The sequence below is a fragment of the Acetobacter lovaniensis genome (assembly GCF_014207635.1).
GTDB classification, from domain to species: Bacteria; Pseudomonadota; Alphaproteobacteria; order Acetobacterales; family Acetobacteraceae; genus Acetobacter; species Acetobacter lovaniensis.
The window spans coordinates 1-1,968 of record NZ_JACHIE010000046.1 but is presented as its reverse complement, the minus strand read 5'-3'; the positions used below and the strand labels follow the sequence as shown (position 1 = coordinate 1,968).

The following is a 1,968-nucleotide window of genomic DNA, read 5'->3' as shown; positions in this document are numbered from 1 at the left end:
GCGTTTGAAATCTTCCGTATGCTTCATGATCTCGTCGGTCTCCTGATACGAGCTTAAAACGCTCAGATGACCGGCACAAAACCGTTACAAGTCCATGCAGCGAGACGGATTTTGCGTTCCTTGCGACCGATGTAGAGGTCGACCCCGGGGAGGAGGCGAGAACGATCTGGCTTTGCGACGTGATGTCCGCCCTTGATGCGATCGATGAATCGCGCTCCGCTGTGTCGTCTGGCATGACGAGTAGGAGGGAGCGTTTTTATTATATTGGCCAAACGAGTATGCTCGTCTTTCGCGAGGATATCGTTAAAGGCCACCATGCCTTCCGCGCGAAGACAGCTGAACACGCGATCATTGTCGACGACGTCTTCAAAAAGACCGTCAAAGAGGCTGGCCTAAAGGGAGTGTCCTATCAGGACTTTTTGAAACCACTCTGAAATGCAAAACTGAGTTTCAATTAGAGATTGGGGAGATGTATCGTGTCTACTGTATTTGCGGATGATCATATAATACCCAAAAGCGTCTTCAAGAAAAACAATTTATTGCAAACTATCTCAGACAACAATTTATTTTATGTTGCCCAAAGGAAAATAAAATATATCTCACAGTAAACTTTGACTTAGCGAAGGGGTTTAATATTACCGTTCATAACGAAAGATGTTGCCATCCTGTGGCGGTGACATAAATGATTATTTGAATTTATTGACCGAGATATGCCCCGACGAATGGGCCGCGGGAGATTTGAGTTTCTTCCCTCATCTCGCCCATCGACACGCACATCCATGATAACATGCGTGAACTGTAATCTGGCAATCGAGTGAAGAATTTTTTGGGAGATAAAGATGAGAGTCGAGGTTATTCCTGTTGGCAAAATAAAAAAGATTAAATACCACAAGATGAGCGACGCAGAGTTTCTTGCTCTATGGAAGACCATAGAAGGTGACTGCGCCGACGATGTGCGGGGGCTGATGAACCTTACCAAAAACTTTTACAACCCTGAGGACGAGTCGAAAGGGCAGAAAGAAATACAACTTAAAATGCAAAAATACGGACTTAATATCTCAATAAAAATTGCTGATTTTTTTGGTATTGAAAAAAATATTTGATGGTAATACGCTTGGATGGCGTTAGTGATTTGTTGTCAAAATTACAAAAACAAGGGTTTGATTTCTCAATCACCAAAGGAGAATCAAAATGAAGTACCTTGTTATTGACAACGATTTTTTTCAGAATCTTGTAAAGTCACTCGGATACACTGGCAATATATCGGGGCTATCCGATTTACAAAAAGAGAGCATGGTTGCAGAGGTAGAAAGCACGCTGACAGCCATCAAAGATTCTTATGAGGCGGATGAAATTATTGGAACGTATAAAATCCCCCCATTTTTAATGGAGTTCTGACTGAGAATTCAGGCAGCTTCTTTTAGTTTCTGGGCGGGTGTGAACCCGTCGTTCCCCATGTTGGGTCTGTCATTGTTATATGTCCAGAGCCATTGTGTTGCGACTTCCTGCACATCCTGAATGCTTTCAAACAGAGACTACTCCAGCCATTCCTGCCGGACAGTTCTGTTGTAGCGTTCGATATAAGCGTTCTGCTGCGGATGACCCGGTTGCGTATAGATCAGGGTAATCCTCTGTTTTTCGGTCCATGAAACCAACGTATGACTGACATATTCAGGGCCATTATCCATTCTGATAGCCGCTGGCCTGCCGCGCCACTCCATAACCTGTTCCATGCAGCGGAGCACCCGACAGGCCGGCAAAGAAAAATCAACCTCAATCACCAGTCCTTCACAATTGAAGTCATCCAGAATGTTCAGGAGACGAAAAGCGCGCCCATCCAAAAGCCTGTCTGCCATAAAATCCATGGACCAGATGACCTTGCCCCCTGAAATGCCCTCGACTTGAAGTAAGGTCTGTCTACTGGAGACAGACGATGAAGAAAGTACGATTTACGCAGGACCAGATTAT

The 1,968-nt window shown here is 44.6% G+C and carries 2 protein-coding genes and 2 pseudogenes; 3 read left to right on the top strand and 1 reads right to left on the bottom strand.

Annotated elements, in window-relative coordinates; all coding sequences use genetic code 11:
- Window positions 1-116: 116 nt before the first annotated feature.
- The 3 genes and pseudogenes from HNR55_RS16620 to HNR55_RS16610 all read left to right on the top strand — a co-directional run.
- Window positions 117-434: pseudogene (locus tag HNR55_RS16620) on the top strand (imm11 family protein); the annotation flags it as partial.
- Window positions 435-839: 405 nt separating this feature from the next.
- Entirely contained in the window at window positions 840-1,103 is a 264-nt protein-coding gene (locus HNR55_RS16615; RefSeq protein ID WP_166117211.1) for a hypothetical protein, read from the top strand.
- Between the two features lie 88 nt (window positions 1,104-1,191).
- The gene (locus HNR55_RS16610) at window positions 1,192-1,398 is read left to right on the top strand and encodes a hypothetical protein (protein ID WP_166117213.1); all 207 of its coding nucleotides are present in this window, start codon (window positions 1,192-1,194) and stop codon (window positions 1,396-1,398) included.
- A gap of 8 nt (window positions 1,399-1,406) precedes the next feature.
- Here HNR55_RS16610 and HNR55_RS16605 read toward each other — a convergent pair.
- Window positions 1,407-1,871, bottom strand: a pseudogene (locus HNR55_RS16605) (integrase core domain-containing protein); the annotation flags it as partial.
- Window positions 1,872-1,968: the final 97 nt, after the last annotated feature.

Excerpts from the sequence above, each read along its gene's own strand:
- HNR55_RS16615 (WP_166117211.1), top strand. The coding sequence starts at position 840 with ATGAGAGTCGAGGTTATTCCTGTTGGCAAAATAAAAAAGATTAAATAC.
- HNR55_RS16610 (WP_166117213.1), top strand. The coding sequence starts at position 1,192 with ATGAAGTACCTTGTTATTGACAACGATTTTTTTCAGAATCTTGTAAAG.